This window comes from Streptomyces xylophagus (genome assembly GCF_000716435.1).
Lineage (GTDB): Bacteria > Actinomycetota > Actinomycetes > Streptomycetales > Streptomycetaceae > Streptomyces > Streptomyces xylophagus.
The window spans coordinates 1-1,010 of sequence record NZ_JNWO01000094.1 but is presented as its reverse complement, the minus strand read 5'-3'; the positions used below and the strand labels follow the sequence as shown (position 1 = coordinate 1,010).

Genomic DNA, 1,010 nt, shown 5'->3' with positions numbered 1-1,010 from the left:
CCCCGCAGCCGTCGCGGACCACCCCGTGGCCCGACCCGGCACCGATCCGACCGGTCGTCGACCCCCGACACACGCCGGACCCGTACGTGGACGCTGTCGGCGACATCCGGGGCGCCCACCTCGGACTCACCACCCACCTGCGGTACCACCCGGAGTGCGGCCAGCAGTGCCCGGACTTCGTCGAGCTGTTCGATGCGATCGGCACGGCGCTGGACAGCGTCCGACCGGCGACGCTGCGGGCGGTGGCGTGATGGCCCAGACGATCACATACACCCCCGACCCGGCCCTGTCGTACTGGCCGACCCCACCCGAGGTGGCCGACGACCTCGTGTACGAGGCCCTCTGCCCCGGCTACGCGCAGGGCGAGGGCGGGAACGGGGTGCCCCGCCTGCGAGTGCTGGAGCCGTCCGCCGGTGAGGGCCACCTGGCCCGCGCCATCCGGGAGTACCTGCCGTACGCGCACCTCACCGTCGTCGAGCCGGCACCGAGCCGGGCCGCCGCGCTGCGGGCCACGGACCTCGCCGACGATCTCGTCGAGTCCACGCTGGAGGACTACCTCACCACCGAGCCGGCCCCGTTCGACCTGATCTTCATGAACCCGCCGTTCACCCTGGCCAACCGGCCGGAGGCGTGGGCCGACCACGTCCTCGCCGCCTACAACCACTGCCTGATGCCGGGCGGGATGCTCGGCGCCATCGTGCCGCCCGTGGTGATGACCGGATCATCCCGCCGGGTGCGAGCCATCCGGGAGGTGCTCGGCACCGCGTTGGGCCGGTACCCGTCCGGCACGACGGTCTACAGGCGGGGCCGGGTGTGCCCGTGCGAGAAGGGCCCCTTCGTCAAGTCGGTCGGGGCGGGGATCCGCCCGGTGAAGTTGTGGGTCGAGAAGCCGTCGGGGGCGGAGTGATGGCCGCCGTCATCTTCCTCGCCGGGTTCACGCTCGGCGCCGTCGCCGCCTACCGCCTCGCCGTGCACCTGTCTCTTATACACATCTCCGAGCCCACGAGACA

Annotated in this window: 2 protein-coding genes; both read left to right on the top strand. The window is 72.5% G+C overall.

Annotated elements, in window-relative coordinates; translation table 11 throughout:
• The coding region (locus tag OO70_RS50405; protein ID WP_043688269.1) for a hypothetical protein at window positions 1–251 on the top strand (251 nt) is incomplete at its 5' end.
• Entirely contained in the window at window positions 251–907 is a 657-nt protein-coding gene (locus OO70_RS50400) for a methyltransferase (RefSeq protein WP_043688267.1), read from the top strand. The genes OO70_RS50405 and OO70_RS50400, both read left to right, overlap by 1 nt.
• The last annotated feature ends 103 nt before the right edge of the window (window positions 908–1,010 follow it).

What these genes read in the sequence shown, in the direction of transcription:
- OO70_RS50400 (WP_043688267.1), top strand. Translation starts at nt 251, where the DNA reads ATGGCCCAGACGATCACATACACCCCCGACCCGGCCCTGTCGTACTGG.